Raw genomic sequence first — 25,475 nt, 5'->3', positions numbered from 1 at the left:
CGAGATGAATGACGAATGGATTCTGGAGAAGACGGCCGAGGGGCTGGCGGAGATCGCCAACCGCAGCCGTCGGGTGCCGAACCGTCTGCGGACCGTGCTGATCCTGGTGGACGGCCGTAACAGCGTCGCCCAACTCTGCGCCTCGGCGTCGGCGCTGGGCAACATCCGCGAGGCGCTGGCGGAACTGCGCGAGCTGGGCCTGGTGGCGCCTGCCGATGGGGGCTTGCCGCCGGCCAGCAGGGCTTCGGTGCCGCCGGCGGCGCGCCTGCAGGGCCCACTTGCACGGCCGGAGCCGCAGTCCGGGCGCCGCCGTTCCCTGGCGCTGGCCCGCCTCTACCTGCTCAATGCGATGGAGCAGAGCCTGCGCCAGGCCGACCTGCCGGTGCGCGAACGTCTGCGCAACTGCACGACCCGGGCCGACCTGCTCGACGCCTTCGAGCTGTGCCGCGAGATTGCCGCCGAAGTGGGCGTCGCCCATATCGACACCATCGAGGCCCAGTTCCTCGGGATGCTGCCCGATGAGGGCTGAGTTCCACTTCCGCCCTTGCGTTCTGCCGGGGTGGCCTCTATATTTCGAGTGTCCCAAAGGGGAGTAGCTCCACGTCGGTGGGCCGTCAATACGGAGAATGCCGCGCGAACCCGCCGTGCCATGCACGGCGTCGCGGCTCGTCTCCCGGCTACCGGGCAGTCGTTCGAGAATCAAGGGCGACTGTGAGCAAGACCTTTGCCGCGATGGCAAAGCGTCTTTCGGCAATTCGGCTCCCCCGCCGGACCAAGCTCATTGGCCTTTCGTCATCGCCGGACGAAAGGCCTTTTTGTTTGGTTCCGTTTTGGGAGATTTCACATGGAAAGCATTGGTACCTGGTGGATGTGGGCGGGCTTCGCGAGCGTCGTGCTGGTGATGCTGGCCATCGACCTGCTGGTGGTCGGCGGTGGCAAGGAACACAAGGTGTCCCTGAAGGAGGCCGGCCTGTGGTCGGTGGTGTGGGTCAGCGTTGCGCTGCTGTTTGCCGGCGCCCTGTGGTGGTATCTGGATGGCACGGCCGGGCGCGAGGTGGCCAACGCAAGGGCGCTGGAGTTCGTCACCGGCTACCTGATCGAGAAGGCGCTGGCCGTCGACAACGTGTTCGTGTGGCTGATGCTGTTCTCCTTCTTCGCGGTGCCGTCGGCGCTGCAGAAGCGGGTGCTGCTGTTCGGCGTGGTCGGCGCGATCGTGCTGCGCACGCTGATGATCTTCGCTGGCGCCTGGCTGATCACCCAGTTCAGCTGGCTGCTCTACGTGTTCGGGGCCTTCCTGCTGCTGACCGGCGTGAAGATGTTCGTCAGTGCCGAGCACGAGACCGACCTCAACCGGAACCCGTTGGTGCGCTGGCTGCGCGGCCACATGAAGATCAGCACCGAGTTCCACGGCCAGCGCTTCTTCGTGCAGCGGGAGGAGGGTGGCCGCCTGGTCCGCTATGCGACGCCGCTGTTCCTGGCTCTGGTGCTGGTGGAGGCCTCCGACGTGATCTTCGCGGTGGATTCGATCCCGGCGATCTTCGCGATCACCACCGACCCCTTCATCGTGTTGACCTCCAACATCTTCGCGATCCTCGGCCTGCGTGCGATGTACTTCCTGCTCGCCGACTTCGCTCAGCGCTTCTCGCTGCTCAAGTTCGGCCTGGCGGCGGTGCTGGTCTTCATCGGCGGCAAAATGATGCTGGTGGACGTGGTGCATGTGCCGGTGGGTATGTCTCTCGGCGTAGTGGCTGCGCTGATCGGCTCCTCTGTGTGGTTGTCCCTGCGCAAGGAGCGCCTGGAGGCGGTCGAGGCTGAACGCTGAGGTGGACGTCACCCGGCAGGACGGGCATCCTGCCGGGCTTTCCCGACTGCCTGGAGAACCTGCCGCGTGCGGATCCGCAACGAAACCCCGGCCGACGTGGCCGCCGTCCGCGAGGTGAACCTCGCCGCCTTTGAAAGCCCGGCCGAAGCGGACCTGGTGGATGCCCTGCGCGGGCATACCTTCCCCTACGTGTCGCTGGTGGCTGACGACAAGGGCATCGTTGCCGGCCACATCCTGCTCACGCCGGTCCATCTGCCCGGCCATCCGCGGGCGCGCCTGATGGCGCTGGCGCCGATGGCCGTGCGCCCGGAATACCAGCGCAGCGGCGTCGGTTCGGCGCTGGTCGTCGAGGGGCTGCGCCAGGCCCGTGAGGCAGGGGCCGGCGCCGTCGTGGTGCTGGGCCATCCGGCCTATTACCCGCGCTTCGGCTTCGTGCCGGCGTCTCGCCACGGCATCCGCTCTGCGTATGAAGTGCCGGACGAGGCCTATCTGGTCGTCGAGCTGCAGCCCGGCCACCTGGACGGGCTGGCGGGCACCGTCCAGTACCACGCGGCCTTCGACGCGGTCTGATCTGCTCAGCTGCGCGCGCTGCGCAGCCGCCCGAGGGCGGGGCGCCAGCTGCCGCTCTCATGGACGACGAGGCCCAGCAGGATCAGGCCTGTGCCGGCCATCACCTGCGGGCCGATCTCCTCGCGGTTGAGCAGATGCCCGAGCAGCAGCGCCATTACCGGTGTGATCAGCGTGATCAGTGCGACCCTCGTGGCTTCCAGGTGCTTGATCACGTAGTAGTACAGCGCGAAACCGATCACCGAGCCGAAGATGCCCAGGTAGCCGATGGCCGCCGCCGTGCGCGAGGGCAACGTGGTGGGCAGCGCAGCGCCGTCGGCCAGCCATAAAAGCCCGAACAATGGCAGGGACACCACGAGGGAGCCAAAGGTGGTGGCCAGTGGTGGACTGTCGTCGCTGATCCGCTTCAGCGCGACCAGGCTTGCCGACGAGATGAAGACTGCGACCAGCAGCGCCGCCATGCCAGCCGTGGCATTGGCGCCGCTGGCTGCGCCGTCGGGCATGAATATCAACGCCAGCCCGCCGGCGCCGAGCAGGGTGCCGCCCAGTCTCGCCGGCGTCAGGGACTGCTCCCCGAGCCAACAGGCGGCCAGCAGGCCGGCCATCAAGGGCGACAGCCCGAACAGCACAGAGATCAGCCCGGAGTTCACATAACGAGCGCCCCAGTAGGTCAGCGCCATGATGCCGAACAGGCCGATCCCGCCGACCATATAGGCTCGGCGTGCCCGGGCGTGCAGCGGTAGTCCGATTCGCCCGACGCGCAGGATCGCTGCGGCCACCAGCGCCCCGATCAGCATGCGGGCCAGCGCGGAGAAGGCGAAACCGGCGCCTTCGGTGCTCCAGCGGATGGCGAGCGGGGTGGTGGACCAGATCAGGATGATGGCGAGGTAAGCGAGGGAAACCGGCATGACGCACCTTTCGTGGCAGTGTGGAACGCGTCCCGAAGGACAAAGAAAAAGGCCGCGGTCTGAAGATCCGCGGCCCTTGGTGATGTCGGTAGTGCTGCTGCGAACTACCCCGATCCCGGCCCCGGACAAGCGGCAACGCGCCATGCGCGCAGGGCGCAGCGGCGGATGGAGGTGGCCGGGGACATCTTCGGGAAGTTCATGGGCCCATGATGGTGGGCACCTGCAGGGCGCGTCAAGCGGAAATCCGCACGGCATGCCTGCTCGGGCGCTCGTGGATGCGTCTGCCGAAGGGGCCGATGGCGGAGCGGGGCAGGGCCGTCGCTGCCGCGCCGGCCTCGTCGAGCCCTCCTTTGCGCCACGTCAAAGGCCTGGAGCCCGCTGCGGTCTTAAGATCTTCCCATTGTTGCGTCGTGTCGTCCGACTGCCCGTCGTGGGCGGCCGGAGGGCACCTCGTCCCTGCAGGGAGTCGTCATGAGTACCTGTCTCAACCTCGACGGCAACGAAGCCGCCGCACGGATGGCCTATCTCGGCAGCGAGGTGATCGCCATCTACCCGATCACCCCGTCCTCCAGCATGGGCGAATGGGCCGACGAATGGGCGGCCCAGGGCAAGCCCAACCTGTGGGGCGTAGTCCCGAAGATCATCGAGATGCAGTCGGAAGGCGGCGCGGCCGGTGCCTTGCATGGTGCCCTCACCTCCGGCGCGCTGGGCACCAGCTTCACGGCCAGCCAGGGCCTGCTGCTGTTCATCCCCAACCTCTACAAGATGGCCGGAGAGCTGACGCCCTTCGTGCTGCACGTGGCGGCGCGGGCGGTGGCGACCCATGCGCTGTCGATCTTCGGCGACCACTCCGACGTGATGGCCTGCCGCGCCACCGGCTGTGCGCTGCTGGCCAGCAACTCGGTGCAGGAAGCCCAGGACATGGCGCTGATCGCCCAGGCGGCGACCCTCGCCGGGCGCATCCCGGTGATTCACTTTTTCGATGGTTTCCGGACTTCCCATGAGGTCGCTAAGATCGTTGCCGTCGAGCTGGACACGGTTCGGGCGATGATCGACGACGGGCTGGTGGCGGCTCACCGGGCCCGTGCGCTGTCGCCGGAGCATCCGGTGATCCGTGGCACGGCGCAGAACCCGGACGTGTTCTTCCAGTCCCGCGAGCGGGCTAATCCGTACTACGACGCCTTCCCCGGCCTTGTGCAGGCCGCGATGGACCGTTTTGCCGGGTTGACCGGCCGGCGCTACAGCCTGTGCGACTACGTCGGCGCGCCCGATGCGGAAAGGGTGGTGGTGGTAATGGGCTCGGCGGCGGACACCGCCGAAGAGACCGTCGAACACCTGCTGGCTCGCGGCGAGAAGGTCGGCTTGCTCAAGCTGCGCCTGTACCGGCCCTTCCCGGCGGCGGCGCTGCTGGAAGCCTTGCCGGCCAGCGTCAAGGCCATCGCGGTGCTGGACCGCTGCAAGGAACCCGGTGCCGACGGGGAACCCCTGTTCAAGGACGTGATGACCGCTTGCGCGGAAGCTGCTGCCGAAGGCCTGCGACCGATGCCGCGGGTGATCGGCGGCCGCTACGGGTTGGCCAGCAAGGAATTCACGCCGGGCATGGTCAAGGCGGTGTTCGACGAACTCGCCGCAGCAGCGCCGAAGCGCCGCTTCACCGTCGGCATCGTGGACGACGTCACGAACCTGTCGCTGCAGTGGGATGAGGATTTCCGTACCGACGCGTCCCGCCGCCTGCAGCACGCGGTGTTCTGGGGGCTGGGGGCGGATGGCACGGTGTCGGCCAACAAGAACTCGATCAAGATCGTCGGCGAGGCCACCGAGCTGCAGGCCCAGGGCTATTTCGTCTACGACTCCAAGAAGTCCGGCGCGGTGACGGTGTCCCACCTGCGCTTCGGGCCGGCGGCGATCCGCTCCAGCTATCTGGTGGAGGCGGGCATGGCGGGTTTCGTGGCCTGCCACCAGACGGTCTTCGTGGAGCGCTACGACCTGCTCGCCCACGCGGCGCCGGGTGGCGTTTTCCTGCTCAACACGCCGCAGCCGGCGGACGCGGTGTGGGCCAGCCTGCCGGCGGCGATGCGCGCCGGCATCCTCGCCCGCGGCCTGCGCCTGTGGGCCATCGATGCCTATCGGGTGGCGCAGGAAGCCGGCATGGGGCGGCGCATCAATACCATCATGCAGACCTGCTTCTTCGCCATCTCCGGCATCCTGCCGCGGGAGCAGGCCATCGCAGCGATCAAGAAGGCGGTGGACAAGACTTACGGCCGCAAGAGCCGGCGCCTGGCCGACCTCAACCACAAGGCCATCGACGTGACCCTCGCCAACCTGCACGAGGTGCCCTTTGCCGGCCTGACGGGCGATGGCGACGCAAGCCAGCCGACGCTTGCCGACGCGCTGCCCGACTTCGTGCGCGACATCACGCTGCCGATCTACCGCGGCGAGGGCAATCGCCTGCCGGTGTCGGCGATGCCGGCGGACGGCACTTTCCCGAGTGGCACCGCGCGCTTCGAGAAGCGCAACATTGCGCTGGAAATTCCGGTGTGGGAGCCGGATCTGTGCACCCAGTGCGGCAAGTGCGTGTTCGTCTGTCCCCACGCCGCGATCCGCGCGCGTGCCTTTCCGGTTGAAGCCGCCGCCGATGCGCCGTCGACGTTCAAGCATGTGCCAGCCAAGAGCAAGGATTTCCCCGCCGGTACCCACATCAGCTACCAGGTGGCGCCGGAGGACTGCACCGGCTGCGGCGACTGCGTCGAGGCTTGCCCGATCCACGACAAGTCGAACGTCAGCCGGCTGGCGGTGAACATGGCGCCCCAGGCGCCGCTGCGCGAACAGGAGCGGGCCAACTTCGACTTCTTCCTGAAGTTGCCGGAATTCGACCGCAGCCAGCTCAAGCAGGCGACCATCCCCGGCGCGATGCTGCTCGATCCGCTGTTCGAGTTCTCCGGGGCGTGTGCGGGTTGCGGCGAGACACCGTACATCCGCCTCGCTACCCAGCTGTTCGGCGACCGGATGTTGGTGGCCAACGCCACCGGCTGCTCGTCGATCTACGGCGCCAACCTGCCGACCACGCCTTACACCGTGAATGGCGCCGGACGCGGACCGGCCTGGTCCAATTCCCTGTTCGAGGACAACGCCGAGTTCGGCCTTGGCATGCGCCTGGCGTCGGACCAACTGATGGGCTACGCGCAGAGCCTGGTGAAGGAGATTGCCACGGTCATCGGCGGCGATCTGGCGGAAGGGCTGGTGTCTGCCGACCAGCGCCAGGAGGTCGGCCTGCGCGCCCAGCGGGAGCGGGTTGCCCAGCTGCGCCGCGTGCTGGCGGGCTGCGCCCATCCCCGCGCGAAGGAGCTGGATTCCCTCGCCGAATGGCTGATTCGCCGATCGGTGTGGATCATCGGCGGCGACGGCTGGGCCTACGACATCGGCTACGGCGGCCTCGACCACGTGCTGGCGCTGAGCTACGACGTGAATGTGCTGGTCCTCGACACCGAGGTCTATTCCAACACCGGCGGGCAGACCTCCAAGGCCACGCCGATCGGCGCGGTGGCCAAGTTCTCGGCGGGCGGCAAGCCGACTGCCAAGAAGGATCTGGCCCGGCTGGCTTCCGACTACGGTCACGTGTATGTAGCAACGGTGGCCTATGGCGCGAAGGACGTGCATACCCTGCGGGCCTTCCACGAGGCCGAGTCCTATGCCGGTCCGTCGCTGATCGTCGCTTACAGCCCGTGCATTGCCCATGGCGTGGACCTGCTCTACAACCAGCGCCAGCAGGACATGGCGGTAAAGTCGGGCCACTGGCCGCTGTTCCGCTACGACCCGCGGCTGGAAGAGGCCGGCGCCAATCCCTTCAAGCTCGACTCGGCGCCGCCGAGCCAGCCGATCAAGGCCTTCATGGACAGCGAAACCCGCTTCGCGATGCTCGCCCGCAGCCATCCGGAAGCGGCCGAGCGCCTGCTCGCCGAGGCCCAGAAGGAAGCCGACCGGCGCTTCAAGGCCTACCAGGAACTGGCCCAGGGCCACGCCGAGGCCCCCAAGACGGGCGCCTGACGACGGAGACTTGCGATGATCGACCTCACAACCGAATACCTCGGCCTCAAGCTGAAGAACCCGCTGGTGCCATCCGCCTCACCGCTGTCGAAGCAGCTCGACTCGTTGCTGCGCCTGGAGGACGCCGGCGCGGCGGCGGTGGTGCTGCATTCCCTCTATGAGGAGGAAATCATCGCCGAAGACGCGATGAGCGACCGCTTTCTGCTGCACGCGGATTTCCACGACGGCGAGTCGTCCGGCTTCCTGCCTGACCACGGCCATTTCCAGGGGGCGCTGGAGCGTTACCTGGAGCACCTGCGGCGGGTCAAGCAGCGGCTGTCCATCCCGGTCGTCGCCAGCCTCAACGGGGTGACGCCGTCCGGCTGGGTGGATCTCGGCCGCGCGCTGCAGGAGGCCGGTGCCGATGCGCTGGAACTCAATGTCTATCACGTGGCCGCCGATCCGGCCGAAAGCGGCGATTCCGTCGAGGCGCGCTACGTGGCCTTGCTGGCGGAACTGCGCAGCGTGGTGACGATCCCGGTGGTGATGAAGCTGCCGCCGTTCTTCTCGTCGTTGCCGCATTTCGTGCGGCGCCTGGAGTTGGTCGGGGCGAGCGGCGTGGCGCTGTTCAACCGCTTCTTCCAGCCGGACATCGACCTGGACAGCCTGCGCATGGTGGATCAACTGCACCTGTCAAGCCGTGAGGAGGCCTTGTTGCGCATCCGCTGGATCGCCATCCTGCGGGCCCAGACGCAGATGACGCTGGCCGCCACCGGCGGCGTGCATAGTGCTGACGAGGCCCTCAAGCTGCTGCTGGCTGGCGCCGACGTGGTGCATCTGGCGTCCTGCCTGCTGAGCCATGGTTCCGAGCGCTTGAGTCTGATCCTGCGGGACATCGAGGCCTGGATGGCCGAGCGGGAGTATCACTCCATCACGCAGTTGAAGGGCAGCATGTGCCAGTCCAACCTGCGCGATCCGGACGCGGTGGCCCGGCGCAGCTACATCAAGGTGCTCGACAGTTTCACGCCGCGGAGTGGCGTGTGGCGCTAAGCTGCCGGCGCGTTAAAGCGGGGCGGTGTCGGCTTACCCCGTATCGCGGTGACGCCAGCCCCCATAAAAATTCGGACAGGTCGCTCTAGCCCGGAACAGGCGAAAAAAATGGCGGCCCAAGGGCCGCCAAAACAACGCTGCAACAGGGATCGGAACGTTGGGCGTTTTACTTTTTGCGGGCAGGCGGCACGTCGGTGCAGCTGCCGTGGGCGACTTCCGCGGCCATGCCGACGGTTTCGCCAAGGGTTGGGTGCGGGTGGATGGTCTTGCCGATGTCTACCGCGTCGGCACCCATCTCGATGGCCAGGCACACTTCGCCGATCATGTCGCCGGCCGACGGGCCGACGATGGTGCCGCCGATGACCCGGTGGGTCTCCGCGTCGAAGATCAGCTTGGTGAAGCCGTAGTCGGCACCGTTGGCGATCGCGCGGCCGCTGGCGGCCCACGGGAACTTGGCGGTTTCGACCTTCTTGCCTTCGGCCTTGGCCTGGGCTTCGGTGTAGCCGACCCATGCCACTTCCGGATGGGTGTAGGCCACGCCCGGGATCACGGTGGCGTCGAAGGCTGCCTTGTGGCCGGCTGCGACTTCCGCCGCCACGTGGGCTTCATGCACCGCCTTGTGGGCGAGCATGGGCTGGCCGACGACGTCGCCGATGGCAAAGATGTTGGGCACGTTGGTACGCATCTGCGCATCCACCGGGATGAAGCCGCGGTCGGTGACGATCACGCCGGCCTTGTCGGCGCCGATCTTCTTGCCGTTGGGCGCGCGACCGGCGGACTGCAGGATCAGGTCGTACTTGACCGGCTCCGTCGGCGCGCCTTCGCCCTCGAAGGTTACGTAGAGGCCGTCTTCCTTGGCATCCACGGCGACCGTCTTGGTCTTCAGCATGATCTTGTCGAAGCGGTTGGCGTTCTGCTTCTCCCACACCTTGACGGCGTCGCGGTCCGGGCCCTGCATCAGGCCGTCCAGCATTTCCACCACATCGACGCGGGCGCCGAGGGTCGAATAGACGGTGGCCATTTCCAGACCGATGATGCCGCCGCCGATGACCAGCATCTTGGCCGGCACGAAGCGTAGTTCCAGCGCGCCGGTGGAGTCGACGATGCGCGGGTCGCGGGGGATGAAGGGCAGGTGCACCGCCGCGGAGCCGGCGGCGATGATGGCCTGCTTGAACTTCACGACCTTCTTGGCGCCGGTCTTGTCCTGGGCGTCGCCGGTGGTTTCCTCGACTTCGATGTGGTTCGGGTCGAGGAAGCTGCCGTAGCCGCGGATCACGTCCACCTTGCGGCCCTTGGCCATGCCGGCCAGGCCGCCGGTGAGCTTGCCGACGACCTTGTCCTTGTGGGCGCGCAGGGCGTCCACATCGACGGAGGGCTTGGCGAAGCTGACGCCGGCGACGGAGGCGTGTTCGGCCTCCTCGATCACCGCCGCCACGTGCAGCAGGGCCTTGGACGGGATGCAGCCCACGTTCAGGCACACGCCGCCGAGGGTGGCGTAGCGCTCGATGATGGCGGTCTTGAGGCCCAGGTCGGCGGCGCGGAAGGCCGCGGAGTAGCCGCCGGGACCGGCGCCGAGGACGACCATGTCGTACTCCACGTCGGCCGCGCCGGCGTGGCTGGCGGCAGCCGGTGCGGCCACCGCGGGGGCGGCAGGCGCTGCGGCTGGAGCCGGGGCTGCGGCGGGAGCCGGGCTGGCGCCGGCGCCGTCGGCTTCGACGACGATCAGCACCTTGCCTTCGCCGACCCGGTCACCCAGGGCGACGCGGACTTCCTTGATCACGCCAGCGGCGGAGGACGGCACGTCCATCGTGGCCTTGTCGGATTCGAGGGTGGCGATGGCGTCGTCCACCTTGATGGTGTCGCCGACCTTCACGAACAGCTCGATGACCGGGACGTCGGAGAAATCGCCGATGTCCGGAACCTTGACTTCTACGAGGCTCATGGCGATCTCCTTAGAGCATGACCCGACGGAAGTCGGCCAGCAGTTGGGCGAGGTACACGTTGAAGCGGGTCGCCAGGGCGCCGTCGATCACGCGGTGGTCGGCGGTCAGGGACATCGGCAGGGTCAGGCGCGGCACGAACTGCTTGCCGTCCCACACCGGCTTCATCACCGACTTGTTGACGCCCAGGATGGCCACTTCCGGCGCATTGACGATCGGCGCGAAGTAGGTGCCGCCGATGCCGCCGAGGCTGGAGATGGTGAAGCAGGCGCCGGACATGTCGGCCGGCTTGAGCTTGCCGTCACGGGCGAGCTTGGCCAGGGAGCCGGTTTCGGCGGCGATGTCGAACACGCTCTTCTTGTCGGCGTCCTTCACCACCGGTACGACCAGGCCGTTGGGGGTGTCGGCCGCGAAGGCGATGTTGAAGTACTTCTTGTAGACCAGGTTGTCGCCGTCGAGACTGGTGTTGAACTCGGGGAACTCCTGCAGCGCGCGCACCGAGGCCTTGATGATGAAGGCGAGCATGGTCAGCTTCTTGCCGGACTTCTCGTACTCCTTGTTCATCTGGACGCGGAAGGCTTCCAGGTCGGTGATGTCGGCGTCTTCGTGATACGTCACCGCCGGGATCATCGCCCAGTTGCGGGCGAGGTTCTGGCCGGAGATCTTCTTGATGCGTGATAGCGGCTTGACCTCGACCTCGCCGAACTTGGCGAAATCGACCTTCGGCCACGGCAGCAGGTCGAGCCCGCCACCCAGGCTGCCGACGGCAGCGGCGGCGACGGTCTTGCCCGGGACGACGCCAGTGCTCATGGCGCCCTTCACGAAGGCGGTGACGTCGGCCTGCAGGATGCGGTTCTTCGGACCGGTGGCCTTGACCTGGGCTAGATCGACACCCAGTTCGCGGGCGAAGGCACGGACGGACGGGCTGGCGTGCACCTTGCCGCCGAGCTTGACGGCGGACGGGGCGGCTGCAGCGGCGGCAGCCGCGGCAGCGACCGGAGCGGCCAGTGCCGGGGCACCGTCCACCAGCAGGGCGGCTGCCGGCGTGGCGGCCGCGGCGACGGCGGCAGGGGACGGAGCCGCAGCCGGAGCGGCTGCGCCGGCACCGGTTTCGACCTTGATCAGCACGGCGCCTTCGGACACCCGGCTGCCGAGCTGGACCAGCACTTCCTTCACCACGCCGGTGGCGGAGGAGGGCACGTCCATCGTGGCCTTGTCGGATTCCAACGTGGCAATGGCGTCTTCTGCCTTGATGCTGTCGCCGACCTTCACGAACAGCTCGATGACGGGCACGTCGGAGAAGTCACCGATGTCCGGCACCTTCACCTCGACCACGCCACCACCAGCGGCCGGCGCGGCAGCCGGGGCTGCGGCGGCGGGCGCCGCGGCAGGAGCGGGCGCCGGAGCCGGGGCCGCTGCAGCAGGGGCCGGAGCGGCCACCGCAGCGGCAGCGCCGGCGGCTTCGATCTTGATCAGCACGGCGCCTTCGGAAACGCGGTCGCCGAGGCTGACCAGCACTTCCTTGACGACTCCGGCGGCGGAGGACGGGACGTCCATCGTGGCCTTGTCGGATTCCAGCGTGGCGATGGCGTCGTCCACCTTGATGGTGTCACCGACCTTGACGAACAGTTCGATCACCGGCACGTCGGAGAAATCGCCGATGTCGGGGACTTTGACTTCGATGAGTTGGCTCATGTTTGTACTCCTCGGCGATCAGACGGACAGGGGGTTCGGCTTGGACGGGTCAAGGTTGTACTTGACCAGTGCGGCGGCAACCTTGTCGCGGTCGATCTTGCCTTCGTCGGCCAGGGCCTTGAGGGCGGCCAGGGTGACCCAGTGGCGGTCCACTTCGAAGAAGTGGCGCAGCTTCTCGCGGGTGTCGGAGCGGCCGAAACCGTCGGTGCCCAGCGTGACGTAGGGGTTCTTGACGAAGGGACGGATCTGCTCGGCGAACAGCTTGACGTAGTCGGTGGCGGCGATGACCGGGCCGACGGCGCCTTCGAGCTTCTGTTCGACGTGAGACTTGCGCGGTGCTTCGAGCGGGTGCAGCAGGTTCCAGCGGCTGGCGTCCTGGCCGTCACGGGCCAGTTCGTTGAAGCTCGGGCAACCCCAGATGTCGGCCTCGACGCCCCAGTCGTTCTTCAGCAGGTCGGCGGCAGCGATGACTTCGTTGAAGATCGTGCCGGAGCCCAGCAGTTGGACGCGCGGGGCGCTCAGTTGCGTCGACTCGCCACCCTTACGGAACAGGTACATCCCCTTGATGATGTCGGCTTCGGCACCCACCGGCATTTCCGGGTGCTCGTAGTTCTCGTTCATCACGGTGATGTAGTAGTAGACATCCTCCTGCTCGGCGAACATGCGGCGCAGGCCGTCCTGCACGACCACGGCGACTTCGTACTGGAAGGTCGGGTCGTAGCTGATGCAGTTGGGGATCATGTTGGCGAGGAGCTGGCTGTGGCCGTCCTCGTGCTGCAGGCCTTCGCCGTTCAGCGTGGTGCGGCCGGCGGTACCGCCGATCAGGAAGCCGCGGGTGCGCTGGTCGGCTGCCGCCCAGCACAGGTCCATGGTGCGCTGCAGGCCGAACATCGAATAGAAGATGTAGAACGGGATGGTTTGCACGCCATGCACGCTGTAGGCGGTGCCGGCGGCGATCCAGTCGGCCATCGCGCCGGCTTCGTTGATGCCTTCCTGCAGAACCTGGCCGGTGACGCTTTCCTTGTAGAACATGAGCTGGTCATGATCTTCCGGAACGTAGTTCTGGCCTTGCTGGTTCCAGATGCCGTACTGGCGGAACATGCCTTCCATGCCGAAGGTGCGGGACTCGTCCGGCACGATCGGGACGATGTTCTTGCCGATCTGCTTGTCCTTCAGCAGGGTGTTCATGATGCGCACGATGGCCATCGTGGTGGACAGCTCGCGGCCTTCGCCGGAGGCCTTCAGCAGCGCGCCGAAGGTGTCGAGGGCCGGCACCGGCAGCGCCTCGGCCTTGCGGCGGCGGCTGGGCAGGAAGCCGCCCAGTTCCATGCGGCGGTCGCGCATGTACTTGTACTCGGCGGAGTCTTCCGGGAACTTCAGGTAGGGCAGCTCGGCGAGCTGGTCGTCGGGCACCGGCAGGCCGAAGCGGTCGCGGAAGCGCTTGATCGACTCGATGTCGAGCTTCTTCTGCTGGTGGGAGATGTTCATCGCCTCACCGGACTGGCCCATGCCGAAGCCCTTGATGGTCTTGGCGAGGATCAGGGTCGGCTGGCCCTTGTGCTCGGAGGCGGCCTTGTAGGCGGAGAAGATCTTGAACAGATCGTGGCCGCCGCGGTTCAGTTGCCAGATGTCGTCGTCGGTCCAGTCGGCGACGAGTTCCTTCAGCTCGGGCGTGTTGAAGAAGTGCTCGCGGACGTAGGCGCCGTTCTTGGCCTTGAAGGTCTGATATTCGCCGTCCACGCATTCCATCATGCGCTTCTTGAGGATGCCCTTGGTGTCGCGCTGCAGCAGGGCGTCCCAGTGGGTGCCCCAGATCAGCTTGATGACGTTCCAGCCGGCGCCGCGGAATTCGGCTTCCAGTTCCTGGATGATCTTGCCATTGCCGCGCACCGGGCCGTCGAGGCGCTGCAGGTTGCAGTTGATGACGAAGATCAGGTTGTCCAGCTTCTCGCGGGCGGCCATGCCGATGGCGCCGAGGGACTCGACTTCGTCGGTCTCGCCGTCACCCAGGAAGGCCCACACCTTGCGCTGCTCGGCCTTGGCGGCGTCGATCAGGCCGCGGCTGGCCAGGTACTTCATGAAGCGCGCGGAGTAGATCGCACACAGGGGGCCGAGGCCCATGGAGACGGTGGGGAACTGCCAGAAGTCCGGCATCAGCCAGGGGTGCGGGTAGGACGAGATGCCCTTGCCGTCGGTTTCCTGGCGGAAGTTGTCCATCTGCTCGTCGGTGAGGCGGCCGAGCATGTAGGCGCGGGAGTAGACGCCCGGCACCGAGTGGCCCTGGAAGAAGATCAGGTCGCCACCGCTTTCGTGGTCGACGCTCTTCCAGAAGTGGGAGAAACCGACGTCGTAGAGGGCTGCGGCCGAAGCGAACGAGGCGATGTGGCCGCCCACGTTGGTGTGTTTGTTGGCGCGCACGACCATGGCCATGGCATTCCAGCGGATGTAGGAATGGAGCTTGATCTCCATGTCCGGATCGCCCGGGTACTTGGGCTGCTGGTCGGCCGGAATGGTGTTGATGTACTGGGTGTTGGCGGAGTAGGGGATGTCGATCCCTTCCTCACGCCCCGCTTCGATCAGCTTCTCGATCAGGAAGTGGGCCCGTTCGGAGCCTTCCTGTGCGACGACTGCTTCGAGCGCGTCCAGCCATTCCTTGGTTTCCTGGGCATCGATGTCCGCCAGGATGTTTTGCGTATTCGCGGCCATGGTCTTGTCTCCTCATGACTTGCGGGTTGTGGATAGCTGCCGCGGGTGGCGGCAGCAGGGCTTCGCTGCAAACCTGCATGGACCGGATCGCGGTCCTGATTTTTCGCAATATAAAACGATCTATCGCATTGTGCAATAAGAACGAAGTTCTACTCTGAGTAAATTTTTGTTTTTTTCCGCGTGCAGAGAGTTGCGGTGGACGGACTCAGGGCGCGACTGCGCCCGTGCGGAACGACGACTGTGTGGATTGGCGAAGAGCGGAATTGCGGACATCAGCGGGTGTCCGCAAGGCTTAGCGCCGGCCGGGCCCGAGGGCTCCGGCCGGCGAAGCTTCGTTCGACGGGGTAAGGAAAAAAAACGGCCGGGGGCGAGGGAGGGAGGGAGAAAACCCCCGGCCGCTTGCGGAAATAGGTGTTCCGCGTGGCGGGATCATTTGTGAAACGCGTCCCGCTTCCGGTCTTCGTCGTAGGCGAAGACCACTTGTCTGTTGCGTACTTCCCCCATGACCGGAATGCGCGTCGAATCGATGGACTCGTGGTCGGTCTTGGAGAAGGGCCGATCATATACCATGACGATGCCCTCTACATGTTCCTTCAGCGATTCAAGCGCCTCCCGCAGGCGGTGGCCTTCGGTGCTGCGCGCCTGGCGGATGGCGGTGGCGAGCAGCAGCATGGAGTCGTAGCCCTGGGCGGCAGCGGGGGCCACCGGGATGCGCTCCACACCGAAGGCCTTGCGGTAACGTTCGATGAAACGCTTGCGCCGTGGCGTCTCACCTTCCTGGATGAAGGTCTGGGGCATGCGGGTGCCTTCCGCGTTGGGGCCGGCGTTGTCGATGAAGTTCGACATGGCCAGCGCCCAGCTGCCGACCAGCGGGACCTTCCAGCCGATCCGTACCATGCCGTTGGCGAGGTGGGCCAGCTCGGGGCCGAGGCCGTAGGTGAGGATGCCTTCGGTGCCGGCGGCCCGCGCGCGGGTCAGCTGCGGCGTCATGTCCACGTCGCGGATGTTGAAGCGCTCGATGGCGACCGGCTTGATGCCGTGGCGTTCGAGGGCGCGCTCCAGGTCCTCGCGGCCGAGCTGGCCATAATTGGTGCTGTCGTGGAAGATCGCCAGCCGGCGCAGGTGGCGTCGCTCGACCGCTTCCTCGACGATCATCGCCGCCTGGATGGAGTCCGGCGCCGACACGCGGAAGATATAGTTGTCCGGATACTGGGGGGGCAGGAACTGCTTGGTAATGATCGAGCCGGTGGCCACCGAGGTGATCATCGGGATGTGGGCCTGCTGGTAGAAGCGCTGGCTGGCCAGCGCAACGCCGGTATTGACGATGCCGAGGCCGGCGATGACGCGTTCCCGGTTGATCATTTCCTGGGCGACCTGGGCACCGCGCTCGGGGCGTGCTTCATCGTCCCGCTCGATCAGCTGTAGCGGCCGGCCGAGAATCCCGCCGGCTTCGTTGATCTCCTGCGCTGCCAGGCGGATGCCGTCGCGCATCGCGATGCCCATCGGACTCGAACCACCGGTGAAGGGGCCGGACACGCCGACCTTGATCGGCTCGACGGCGCTGGCGCACAGCGCAGTCAGGCTGAGGGCGACGATGCCGGCCAGGCGCACGATTTGAAGCAAGGGTGTCTCCGCCTGTCGTTGTAGGTGTTGTTGCGAGTCGCTGCGGATGAACGCCGCAAGCTATTCCCTCGACTGGGGGGCGGATATTGGTAAAAACCCGTAGCTCCGGGCGGTCAGCCCCGGCCGGGCAGAGGCGCCCCGGTTAGGGTTAGCCCGGATGCCCCGCCTCGGCCGACCCAAGCAGGATGAAAGGCAAATGCTGAACAAGTCTCGAACTTCCGCGCTGCCCCGTGCCGACTGGTACTGGACGGCGCCTTACATTGCGGTGCTGGTGTTCGCACTGGCGATGCTGGTCATCGTCTGGACACTTCAGCACCAGGAGCGCGAGACCCAGCGCAACGCGCTGGCGCGCGACGTGCAATGGGCCGAGCAGACCATGCGCCTGCACATGCAGGGCACCGAGGAGTTCCTGTCCCAGCTGGCCCGCGAGCTGGCGGCGGGCAGCCTGGATGCCGACGGTTTCCAGGTGCGGGCCAATCAGCACATTGCCAACAACCCCGAGCTGGTCAATGTGGTGTGGGTGGCCGGCGGGCAGCGCGTCAAGTGGACGGCGCCCTTCGATACCACCGACTGGCTGGCTGGCGATGCACTGTCGGGCACCCAGGCCGCGGCTCTGGCGCGCTCTTGGGAAGTGGGGCGGCCGGTGTATGCCGATGCCTATGTGAACGGCCGCAACATGGCCGTGCTGGAAGTATACGTGCCGGTACAGCAGGGGCGCACGCCGCTGGGCGCAATCGTCGCGGTGTACTCCATCGAGCGCATGGTGACGCACCTGGTGCCGAGCTGGTTCGGCGAGAAGTACCGCCTCTCCTTCACCGGGCCGGAGGGCGAGGTGCTGGGCATGAACTCGGCGGTCCATCCTCTCGACGAAAGCCTGGCCTTCTCGGTGGAACTGGATCCGCCGGGGAACGGCCTGTCCCTGCAGGCGACGGCTTATCACGTGGCCAGCGATCTGCCGAAGGGCTTCCCGATCATCGTCATCGTCGGGCTGTCGGTGTTCGTGCTGTGGAGCCTGTGGCTTCTGCGTGCCCACATGCGCCGCCGGGTACGCGTCGAGAAGGAGCGCGACCGGCTGTTCAACCTGTCCCTCGACATGCTGGCCATCCTAAGTCTGGACGGGGTGTTCCGGCGCTGTAACCCGGCCTTCGAGCGGGTCCTCGGTCAGCTCCCGGACGAGCTGCCGGGGCGTTCCATCATCGATTTCATCCATGCGGAGGATGTGGCCGAGACCATCGAGCACCTGCGCAGCCTCGCCTCGGGTACGCCGGGGGCCTTCGAGAACCGTTGCCGCTGCGCCGACGGCAGCTACAAGTGGCTGGCCTGGAGCGTCAATTCGGTGCCCGAGGAAAAGCTGATGTACGCCGTGGCCCACGACATCACCGGGCGCAAGGCCGCGGAAGAGGCGCTGCGCGCCGAGTACGCCTTCCGCCAGGCGATGGAGGAATCCCTGGTCACCGGTCTGCGCGCCATCGACCTGAACGGCGAGATCATCTATGTGAACCCGGCCTTCTGCCGCATGACTGGCTGGTCGCGGGAGGAACTGGTCGGCTCGCGGGCGCCTTTCCCCTACTGGCCGAAGGACAGCTACGATCCGCTGCAGCGCAATCTGGAACTGACCCTCGCCGGCAATGCGCCGAACACCGGTTTCGAGATGCGCATCCGGCGCAAGAACGGGCAGCGCCTGGATACCCGCTTCTACCTGTCGCCGCTGATCGATGGGGAAGGGCGGCAGACCGGCTGGATGGCTTCCATTACCGACATTACCGAGCCCAAGCGGGTGCGCGCCGAGCTGGAGGCGGCCCACGAACGTTTCGTGGCGGTGCTCGACGGCCTCGATGCGGCGGTGTACGTGGCCGATGCGGCCAATGACGAGATCCTCTTTGCCAACCGGGCCTTCAAGAGCATCTACGGCTTCGACGCGGTAGGCCAACGGGTCGGCAGTTACGGCTTGCCGACGCCGCCCGATACCCAGTGGTACGACGTTGATCCGCGCCGCCTGACGCCCGACCACGTGCCTCGCGAACTTTACGACGGCGAACTGCGTAATGCCCTGTCAGGCCGCTGGTACCACATCCGCGAGCGGGCCATCCGCTGGGTGGATGGCCGGGTGGTGCGCATGGCGATCGCCACCGACATCACCGACCGCAAGCGCGTGGATGAGGAGAACCGGGCCCAGCAGGAGCGCCTGCAGCGCACGTCGCGTCTGATCACCATGGGCGAGATGGCATCGACACTGGCCCACGAGCTCAACCAGCCGCTGGCGGCCATCGCCAACTACTCGATGGGCTGCGTCAATCGCCTGCAATCCGGCGAATACCGGCGCGAGGACATCCTCACCGCCATGCAGAAGGCCAGCGCCCAGGCCGAGCGGGCCGGCAAGATCATCCGCCGGGTGCGCGAGTTCGTGCGCAAGAGCGAGCCTCGGCGGGCGTCGGTGTCCCTGGCGGGCATCGTGGACGACGCGATCGGCTTTCTCGAGGTGGACGCCCGCCGCCACGGTGCGCAGGTGCTGAACCAGCTGCCGGCCGATCTGCCGCCGGTGTTCGTCGATGCGGTGATGGTCGAGCAGGTGGTGCTCAACCTGGTCAAGAACGGCATCGAGGCGATGCGCGACACGCCGGCCGAGGAGCGTGTGCTGACCGTATCGGCCCGCCGCACCGAGCACGACCAGGTGGAGGTGGAGATCGCCGATCACGGCCCCGGGCTCTCCGACGAGGCGCGGGAGCGCCTGTTCACGCCCTTCTACACCACCAAGCCGGAAGGTATGGGCATGGGGCTCAACATCTGCCGGTCCATCGTCGAATTTCATGAAGGTCGTCTGTGGGTAGACGCCAACCCCGCGGGAGGATGTATCTTCCGCTTCACTTTGCCTCTGGAGACAACCCGTGAAACCGCCAGCCTCGACGCCTGAACAGATCATTTACCTGGTGGATGACGACGAAGCCCTGCGCGACTCCCTCGTCTGGCTGCTCGAGTCGCAAGGCTTCAAGGTCGAGGGCTTTGCTTCCGCCGAGGACTTCCTGAAAGCCTGGCGTCCCGAATTCAACGGCTGCCTGCTGCTCGACGTACGCATGCCCGGCATGAGCGGCCTGGAGTTGCACGAGCGCCTGCGCGCCCAGTACTGCACGCTGCCGATCATCTTCATCACCGGCCATGGCGACGTGCCGATGGCGGTGGCCGCCCTCAAGAAAGGCGCGGTGGATTTCATCGAGAAGCCCTTCAATGACGCCGAGCTGCTGCGCCTCGTCACCCAGTGCCTGACCAAGGAACAGGAAAGCCGCGCCCGCCGCCGCCAGGATGCGGAGGTGGCCCGCCGCCTCGACCAGCTCACCCAACGGGAGCGCGAGGTGCTCGAGCTGATCATCGCTGGCAAGCTCAACAAGCAGATCGCCGACGTGCTGGGGATCAGCATCAAGACCGTCGAAGTCCATCGCGCCCGCGTGATGGAAAAGATGGCGGCGCAGTCCCTGGCGGAGCTGGTGCAGAACGTTATGGCCATTGAGGTGAACCGGGCTTGAGCGTCGACGCGGGGTAGGGTGCCGTGCTTTTGTGGGGGCGCACGCTTTCAGCCCTCGTGATGCTTTGCGCGTTCATTCAAAAGCCAAATTCGCCCCCAGCGCAAGCCATGGTAAACTCACGGGTTTTTCCTGAGGGGCAGCGGCATGACGGCTCGCATTATCGATGGCAACGCGCTTTCCGCGAAACTGCGCGGAGAACTCGCCGCGAAGGCGGCTGAACTGACCGCCCAGGGCACCCAGCCCTGTCTCGCGGTGATCCTGGTGGGCGGCGATCCGGCCTCCGCCGTGTACGTCCGGAACAAGGTGGCCGGCTGCGAGAAGGCTGGCATCAAGTCCCTCAAATTCGAATACCCGCAGGATGCGGCGCCGGCCGACGTGCTGGGCAAGATCGCCGAGCTCAACGCCGACCCGTCGGTGCACGGCATCCTGGTGCAGCTGCCGCTGCCCAAGCATTTCGATGAGAAGGCCGTGCTCGAAGCCATTTCTGTCGAGAAGGACGTGGACGGTTTCCACGCCGAGAACGTCGGCCGCCTGTCCCAAGGCCAGGAAGCCTTCGTGCCGTGCACGCCGAATGGCGTGATGGAAATGCTGAAGAGCATCGACGTGCCGCTGCGTGGCGCCGAAGCCGTGGTGATCGGTCGCTCCAACATCGTCGGCAAGCCGATGGCGATGCTGCTCACCGCTGCCGGTGCCACCGTCACCGTTTGCCACTCGGGCACCCGTGACCTGAACTTCCACACCCGCCGCGCCGACATCCTGGTCGCTGCCATCGGCAAGCCGAAGTTCGTCACAGGCGACATGGTCAAGCCCGGCGCGGTCGTCATCGACGTGGGCATCAACCGCCTGCAGGATGGCCCCGATGCGGGCAAGCTGTGCGGCGACGTGGATTTCGAGTCCGCCAAGGACGTGGCTGGCGCGATCACCCCGGTGCCCGGCGGCGTCGGCCCCATGACCATCACCATGCTGCTCGCCAACACCGTCGAGTCGGCAACCCGCGCAGCCCGGAAGGCCTGAACAATGAGCGAGCAACAACCCGTCATCGGCATCGTCATGGGCTCCAATTCCGATTGGCCCACCATGCAGGCCGCCGCCAAGGTGCTGAAGGATTTCGGCGTGCCCTTCGAGGCCCGTGTGGTCTCAGCCCACCGCACCCCCGACCTGATGTTTGAGTACGCGGAGCAGGCCCGCGTGCGTGGCCTGCGGGCGATCATCGCCGGTGCCGGCGGTGCGGCCCACCTGCCGGGCATGATCGCCGCCAAGACGACGCTGCCCGTGCTGGGCGTGCCGGTGCAGTCGAAGGCGCTGTCCGGCAAGGACTCGCTGCTGTCCATCGTGCAGATGCCGAAGGGCATCCCGGTCGCCACCTTCGCCATCGGCGAGGCGGGTGCCGCCAACGCGGGCCTGTTCGCGGTGGCGCTGCTGGCCGGTACCGACGCAGCCTTGGCCGACAAGCTCGAGGCCTTCCGCGCCGAACAGACCGCCAGCGTGCTGGCGATGACCCTCGATCCGGTCTGATTTCACAGGACTGAAACGATGATTCTTCCGCCCGCCACCCTCGGCATGCTCGGCGGCGGCCAGCTCGGCCGCTTCTTCGTCGCAGCGGCCCACGAGATGGGCTACAAGGTGTGGGTCCTCGACCCGGATCCCCACAGCCCGGCCGGCCTGATCGCCGACCGCCACCTGCAGGCCGGTTACGACGATTTCGCCGCTCTCGACCAGCTGTCCGAAGCCTGCGCCGCGGTGACCACCGAGTTCGAGAACGTACCGGCGGCGACCCTCGATTACCTGGCCAAGTTCGTGCCGGTGCGTCCCGGCGCGGCGGCGGTGGCGGTGTGTCAGAACCGCATCGCGGAAAAATCCTTCCTGCGCGATAACGGACTGCCCCACGGGCCGTTCGCGGTGATCCAGGCGGAAGCCGACATCGCCGCGGCGGATGCCGGCCTTTATCCGGCAATCCTCAAGGTGGCGCGCTTCGGCTATGACGGCAAGGGCCAGGCCCGCGTCGCCAATGCTGCCGAGGCGCTGGCCGCCTTCCGCCAGTTCAAGGGCGAGCCCTGCGTGCTGGAACGCATGCTGAGCCTCGACTACGAAGTGTCGGTAGTGCTGGCTCGCGACGAGAGTGGCAAGGTCAAATGCTTCCCGACCGTCGAGAACCAGCACAGCCGCGGCATCCTCGACGTCTCCATCGCGCCGGCGCGGACCTCCGCCTGCCAGCGGGATTCGGCCCAGGAATACGCCGAGCGCATCGCCGAGCGGCTGGGCTTCATCGGCACCCTGGCGGTGGAGTTCTTCGTGTCCCGTGGCGAGCTCTATGTAAACGAAATGGCGCCGCGCCCGCACAACAGCGGTCACCACACCATCGACGCCTGCGTCACCAGCCAGTACGAGCAGCAGGTCCGTGCCCTGTGCGGCCTGCCCCTCGGCGAGGCGCGTCAGCACAGCGCATCGGTGATGGTGAACCTGCTCGGCGAGCTGTGGTACGAAGGCGGTTCGCCGCAAGGCCGCTACCGGGAGCCGGACTGGGCCTTGCTGCACGCCGTGCCCGGCCTGCGCCTGCATCTGTACGCCAAGCACCACGCCCGCCACGGCCGCAAGATGGGCCACTTCACGGTGATCGGCGACGATCCCGCCGAGGTGCTGGCCAAGGCCATGGCAGCCCGCGCGGCCATCGGCATCCGCGACGAGTAAGCAGCAATGGCGATGGGCGACGATATCCGGCGCGCAGTCGAACTGCTGCGGCAGGGCGAACTGGTCGCCCTGCCGACCGAGACGGTCTATGGCCTCGGCGCCGACGCGCTGAACCCCGATGCGGCGGCACGGATCTTCGCCGCCAAGGGGCGTCCGGCCGACCACCCGCTGATCGTCCATCTGCCCGATGCGGAACAGCTCACCACCTGGGCGCGGGACATCCCGAAGGAAGCCATCGCACTGGCCCGCGCTTTCTGGCCCGGGCCGCTGACCCTGATCCTGAAGAAGGAGGAGGGCGTGCCCGATGTGGTTACAGGCGGACAGGACACCGTTGGCCTGCGGGTGCCCAATCATCCGGTTGCGCTGGAACTGCTGCGGGCCTTCGGTTCCGGCATTGCTGCGCCGTCGGCCAACCGTTTCGGACGGATCAGCCCGACCACCGCCGAGCACGTACGGCAGGAACTGGGCGATCGCGTCGCCCTGATCCTCGACGGCGGACCCTGCGAGGTCGGCCTGGAATCCACCATCCTCGACCTGTCGCGGGACGTGCCGGTCATCCTGCGTCCGGGCGCCATCGGCGTGGATGACATCGCCCGTGTCATCGGGCGCCGTCCGCGCCTGCGCGGCGAGGAGGTCCAGCCTGACGCGGCTCCGCGCGTCTCCGGCGCCCTCGCGGCTCATTACGCGCCGCGGACGCCGCTGGAGTTGGTGTCGGCAGAGGACATTGCCGCCCGGGTTCGTGCGGGGGATGCGGTGCTCGCCCGCCGTACCGCACCGGCAGGTTTGCCGGCCGACGTGACCTGGATTGTCGCGCCCGCCGATCCGGCCGGTTACGGCCATGATCTGTATGCTGCGCTGCGTAGTCTCGACGAATCGCCAGCGGTGCGCATCTTCGTCGAAGCTTTGCCGGATGCGCCCGAATGGGCCGCGGTGGCCGATCGCCTGGGGCGTGCGGCGGTGGGCTCAGGCGAAGACGACGAGACCTGAACGGACGCTAAGCATTTGCATCTGCGCTCAAGTTCGCTATAATGCGCGCTTCACGTGGGCCGATAGCTCAGCTGGGAGAGCGCCGCGTTCGCAATGCGGAGGTCGTGAGTTCGATCCTCATTCGGTCCACCAAGGTTTAAAAAATGCCAACAGGCCCGACTTGCTGGCATTTTTAATCAGTAGCACCCCGTGGAGGGGTTCCCGAGCGGTCAAAGGGATCAGACTGTAAATCTGACGGCACTGCCTTCGAAGGTTCGAATCCTTCCCCCTCCACCATAAAGATTCATAAAAAGGCCCAAGCGAAAGCTTGGGCCTTTTTCCTTTGCGCGCACGGCAGACCTGAACGTTGCCGTGGGGAGCGGAAATCGGGTGTCTATTACGGTGCGCCGATCTTCGCCTTGCGCTCGACGCAACGTGCGAGCACATCCAGTGCATCCAGGTGCAGGTCGCCACGCGGAAAGACGCGGCAGGCGAGGACGACGCCGGAGTCCTCGTCGCATTCACTGACGAAGGCCCGGCTCATCTTCCTGATCTCATACGGGCCGTGGGTGATGCGCACCTTGCAGATGCCGCATCCGCCGCCGCGGCAGCCGACAGGGATGCCCTTGCGGCCGAGGACTTCCATGGCCCGCAGGATGTCCTGACTCTCGGCGCAGGTGTAGCGCTCGTGGGTATTGGCGAGATGAATCGAATGGCGTGCCGCCATGGTCTCCTCCGTCTGGATCGTTGCCGGGACGCTCTTCTTGGTGGAGCCTTTCCCGTCGCCGGCGTGTGGGGGCTGCAGGAGCCCGACGCCGGATGTTCATGTGGCGGCCGGGGAGGGCCGCCACATTGTTGTGGTCCGGGGAGCGCGGGTTCAGCGCCCCAGGTCCTTCGCCGTCTGCCCGGCGATGCCCCAGTTGGTCTTGGGCACTTCCGAGATCCAGACGCGGATCGCCTCCTTTGGCGCACCGGTGGCTTCCACCAGCGCCTGGCTGACCTTCTCGATGACGGCCCGCTTCTGCTCTTCGTTGCGGCCTTCGATCATGTAGATTTGTGCGAACGGCATTGCTGTTTTCCTTTTCTCGGTGGGGGGGATCAAACGAAGCGCAGGGTCGTGGCGCCCATGCCATGGACCCGCAACGTGACGGTGTCTCCCGCTGCCACGGCCACGGCTTCCGTGATGCCGCCGGAGAGCACGACGGCGCCCGCCGGGATTTCTTCGCCGTGGCTCGCCAGATGGTTGGCGAGCATGGCTACGGCGGAGGCCGGGTTGCCCAGCACCGCAGCGCCGACGCCCATGGCGACCGGTTCGCCGTTCTTCTCCATGACCACGCCGAGGGTGGTCAGGTCGATGCCGGCTGCAGCGGTGGGCACCCCACCGACGACGAAGCGACTGGCCGAGGTGTTGTCGGCGATCACGCTCTTCAGGTCGAACTTGAAGTCGCGATAGCGGCTGTCGATGACCTCGACGCCCGGCAGGAGGTATTCGGTGGCCGCCAGCACGGCGCCCACATGGCAACCCGGGCCGCGCAGAGGGTGCTTGAGCACGAAAGCGATTTCCGGCTCGACCTTCGGGTGGATCAGCTCGGCAACTTTCACCTCGCCGCAGTCCGGCACCACGTAGTCGTCGGTCATGAAGCCGAACACCGGGCTGGTGACGCCCATTTGCTTCATCTTGGCGTGGGAGGTCAGGCCTGCCTTCAGGCCGATCACGCGGCGGCCGCGCCCGAGCTTGCGGCGGAGGATTTCCCGCTGGATCGCGTAGGCATCGTCCCAGTCCATGTCCGGATGCTGGTCAGTGATCTTCGGCGTGTCGCGGGCTTCCAGCTGGCAGGTCTCCAGGTGTTCGGCCAACTGGGCGATGGTCTTGGTATCGAGTTTCATGCTGCCAGCCCCCGCTCGCGGGCCATAGTGATGGCCGTATCCTCGATCATGTCCTCCTGGCCACCGACCATGCCGCGACGGC

The 25,475-nt window shown here is 66.6% G+C and carries 20 protein-coding genes and 2 tRNA genes; 13 read left to right on the top strand and 9 right to left on the bottom strand.

What is annotated here, in order from left to right; all coding sequences use genetic code 11:
• Positions 1–4 precede the first annotated feature (4 nt).
• The 3 genes from B4920_RS21940 (at position 5) to B4920_RS21930 (ending at position 2,392) form a co-directional block, all read left to right on the top strand.
• Positions 5–529, top strand: a complete 525-nt coding sequence (locus B4920_RS21940; protein WP_079436815.1) for a hypothetical protein — start codon at positions 5–7, stop codon at positions 527–529.
• 315 nt (positions 530–844) lie between these two features.
• Positions 845–1,822: a TerC family protein gene (locus tag B4920_RS21935; RefSeq protein ID WP_079436814.1), complete on the top strand. Its 978-nt coding sequence runs from the start codon at positions 845–847 to the stop codon at positions 1,820–1,822.
• 66 nt (positions 1,823–1,888) lie between these two features.
• Complete coding sequence (locus tag B4920_RS21930) at positions 1,889–2,392, top strand: GNAT family N-acetyltransferase (RefSeq protein WP_079436813.1); 504 nt, start codon at positions 1,889–1,891, stop codon at positions 2,390–2,392.
• Positions 2,393–2,397: 5 nt separating this feature from the next.
• Here the strand turns inward: B4920_RS21930 and B4920_RS21925 are convergent, their stop codons facing one another.
• Positions 2,398–3,297: a DMT family transporter gene (locus B4920_RS21925; RefSeq protein WP_079436812.1), complete on the bottom strand. Its 900-nt coding sequence runs from the start codon at positions 3,295–3,297 to the stop codon at positions 2,398–2,400.
• A gap of 471 nt (positions 3,298–3,768) precedes the next feature.
• On the opposite strand from B4920_RS21925, the gene nifJ reads away from it, so the two are divergent.
• Both nifJ and B4920_RS21915 read left to right on the top strand, forming a co-directional pair.
• Positions 3,769–7,341 carry a pyruvate:ferredoxin (flavodoxin) oxidoreductase gene (gene nifJ, locus B4920_RS21920; RefSeq protein WP_079436811.1) on the top strand — a complete coding sequence of 1,191 codons (3,573 nt, stop codon included), beginning with the start codon at positions 3,769–3,771 and terminating at the stop codon, positions 7,339–7,341.
• A gap of 15 nt (positions 7,342–7,356) precedes the next feature.
• The gene (locus tag B4920_RS21915; protein ID WP_079436810.1) at positions 7,357–8,370 is read left to right on the top strand and encodes a dihydroorotate dehydrogenase-like protein; all 1,014 of its coding nucleotides are present in this window, start codon (positions 7,357–7,359) and stop codon (positions 8,368–8,370) included.
• Positions 8,371–8,536: 166 nt separating this feature from the next.
• On the opposite strand, the gene lpdA is transcribed toward B4920_RS21915, so the two are convergent.
• From lpdA to B4920_RS21895, 4 genes are all read right to left on the bottom strand, one after another.
• Entirely contained in the window at positions 8,537–10,312 is a 1,776-nt protein-coding gene (gene lpdA / locus B4920_RS21910) for a dihydrolipoyl dehydrogenase (RefSeq protein ID WP_079436809.1), read from the bottom strand.
• A 10-nt stretch (positions 10,313–10,322) separates the two neighbouring features.
• Entirely contained in the window at positions 10,323–12,005 is a 1,683-nt protein-coding gene (gene aceF / locus B4920_RS21905) for a dihydrolipoyllysine-residue acetyltransferase (protein ID WP_079436808.1), read from the bottom strand.
• A gap of 18 nt (positions 12,006–12,023) precedes the next feature.
• Positions 12,024–14,711 (bottom strand): pyruvate dehydrogenase (acetyl-transferring), homodimeric type, encoded by a 2,688-nt coding sequence (gene aceE / locus B4920_RS21900; RefSeq protein ID WP_079436807.1) that lies wholly within the window; start codon positions 14,709–14,711, stop codon positions 12,024–12,026.
• 429 nt (positions 14,712–15,140) lie between these two features.
• A complete protein-coding gene (locus tag B4920_RS21895) occupies positions 15,141–16,316 on the bottom strand; it encodes an ABC transporter substrate-binding protein (protein ID WP_254051022.1) in 1,176 nt (391 codons plus the stop codon).
• Positions 16,317–16,530: 214 nt separating this feature from the next.
• On the opposite strand from B4920_RS21895, the gene B4920_RS21890 reads away from it, so the two are divergent.
• The 8 genes from B4920_RS21890 to B4920_RS21855 all read left to right on the top strand — a co-directional run bounded on the left by B4920_RS21890 (position 16,531) and on the right by B4920_RS21855 (position 23,803).
• Positions 16,531–19,245 carry a PAS domain-containing sensor histidine kinase gene (locus tag B4920_RS21890; protein WP_079436806.1) on the top strand — a complete coding sequence of 905 codons (2,715 nt, stop codon included), beginning with the start codon at positions 16,531–16,533 and terminating at the stop codon, positions 19,243–19,245.
• A complete protein-coding gene (locus tag B4920_RS21885) occupies positions 19,220–19,852 on the top strand; it encodes a response regulator transcription factor (RefSeq protein ID WP_079436805.1) in 633 nt (210 codons plus the stop codon). Before B4920_RS21890 ends, B4920_RS21885 begins: the two co-directional genes overlap by 26 nt.
• Positions 19,853–19,996: 144 nt before the next feature.
• Positions 19,997–20,866, top strand: a complete 870-nt coding sequence (folD, locus tag B4920_RS21880) for a bifunctional methylenetetrahydrofolate dehydrogenase/methenyltetrahydrofolate cyclohydrolase FolD (protein WP_079436804.1) — start codon at positions 19,997–19,999, stop codon at positions 20,864–20,866.
• A 3-nt stretch (positions 20,867–20,869) separates the two neighbouring features.
• Positions 20,870–21,367 (top strand): 5-(carboxyamino)imidazole ribonucleotide mutase, encoded by a 498-nt coding sequence (gene purE / locus B4920_RS21875; RefSeq protein ID WP_079436803.1) that lies wholly within the window; start codon positions 20,870–20,872, stop codon positions 21,365–21,367.
• 18 nt (positions 21,368–21,385) lie between these two features.
• A complete protein-coding gene (locus B4920_RS21870) occupies positions 21,386–22,540 on the top strand; it encodes a 5-(carboxyamino)imidazole ribonucleotide synthase (protein ID WP_079436802.1) in 1,155 nt (384 codons plus the stop codon).
• Between the two features lie 6 nt (positions 22,541–22,546).
• Complete coding sequence (locus B4920_RS21865; RefSeq protein ID WP_079436801.1) at positions 22,547–23,527, top strand: L-threonylcarbamoyladenylate synthase; 981 nt, start codon at positions 22,547–22,549, stop codon at positions 23,525–23,527.
• A 56-nt stretch (positions 23,528–23,583) separates the two neighbouring features.
• A tRNA-Ala gene (locus B4920_RS21860) sits at positions 23,584–23,659 on the top strand.
• A gap of 59 nt (positions 23,660–23,718) precedes the next feature.
• A tRNA-Tyr gene (locus B4920_RS21855) sits at positions 23,719–23,803 on the top strand.
• A 100-nt stretch (positions 23,804–23,903) separates the two neighbouring features.
• On the opposite strand, the gene B4920_RS21850 is transcribed toward B4920_RS21855, so the two are convergent.
• From B4920_RS21850 to B4920_RS21835, 4 genes are all read right to left on the bottom strand, one after another.
• Positions 23,904–24,233, bottom strand: a complete 330-nt coding sequence (locus B4920_RS21850; protein WP_079436800.1) for a 2Fe-2S iron-sulfur cluster-binding protein — start codon at positions 24,231–24,233, stop codon at positions 23,904–23,906.
• 150 nt (positions 24,234–24,383) lie between these two features.
• Positions 24,384–24,575: a 2-hydroxymuconate tautomerase gene (locus tag B4920_RS21845; RefSeq protein WP_254051019.1), complete on the bottom strand. Its 192-nt coding sequence runs from the start codon at positions 24,573–24,575 to the stop codon at positions 24,384–24,386.
• Positions 24,576–24,604: 29 nt separating this feature from the next.
• Positions 24,605–25,393: a 2-oxo-3-hexenedioate decarboxylase gene (gene dmpH, locus B4920_RS21840; RefSeq protein WP_079436798.1), complete on the bottom strand. Its 789-nt coding sequence runs from the start codon at positions 25,391–25,393 to the stop codon at positions 24,605–24,607.
• The coding region (locus B4920_RS21835) for a hypothetical protein (RefSeq protein WP_139379595.1) at positions 25,390–25,475 on the bottom strand (86 nt) is incomplete at its 5' end. The genes B4920_RS21835 and dmpH, both read right to left, overlap by 4 nt.

The organism is Zoogloea sp. LCSB751, assembly GCF_002028455.1.
In the GTDB taxonomy this organism is placed as follows: domain Bacteria; phylum Pseudomonadota; class Gammaproteobacteria; order Burkholderiales; family Rhodocyclaceae; genus Zoogloea.
The sequence above is the reverse complement of the archived record's forward strand: the minus strand, read 5'-3'. Positions and strand labels throughout refer to the sequence as shown.